The organism is Pseudomonas sp. HMWF006 (assembly GCF_003061205.1).
GTDB lineage: Bacteria > Pseudomonadota > Gammaproteobacteria > Pseudomonadales > Pseudomonadaceae > Aquipseudomonas > Aquipseudomonas monsensis.
Window position 1 is genome coordinate 5,899 of the sequence record NZ_QAIU01000572.1, and the last position, 477, is coordinate 6,375.

Sequence of the window (477 nt, forward strand, 5' to 3'; positions counted from 1 at the left end):
CGCGGCTCATTTGAAATGACTGCAGCCATGCTGATATCCGGGACGATCGGCTGGTTTGTGCTGGTGTCCGGGCAACCGGTGCTGGATGTGGTGTTCTGGCGCTGCGTGTTCGGCGCTGGCACCTTGCTGCTGATTTGCGCGGCATTCGGTTTTCTGCGCCCGGGCATGCTGACCCGCACGACGTTCCTGCTGGCCGTGCTCAGCGGCGTAGCGATTGTCGGCAACTGGGTGCTGTTGTTTGCTTCGTACTCCCGGGCGTCGATTGCCATCGGCACCGCGGTGTACAACGTGCAGCCGTTCATGCTGGTCGGGTTGGCGGCGCTGTTTCTCGGCGAGAAAATCACCCTGCAGAAGCTGTTCTGGCTGGCGGTCTCGTTCATGGGAATGTTGGCCATCGTCAGTGCCCACGGCACCCAGGCCGAGAGTGGCGGTGACTATCTGACAGGCATTGCGCTGGCATTGGGCGCAGCGTTTCTC

1 protein-coding gene is annotated in these 477 nt (G+C 61.8%); it reads left to right on the forward strand.

The window, feature by feature from the left end; genetic code table 11:
- The coding region (locus DBR24_RS26240) for an EamA family transporter (protein ID WP_256591850.1) at nucleotides 1-477 on the forward strand (477 nt) is incomplete at both ends.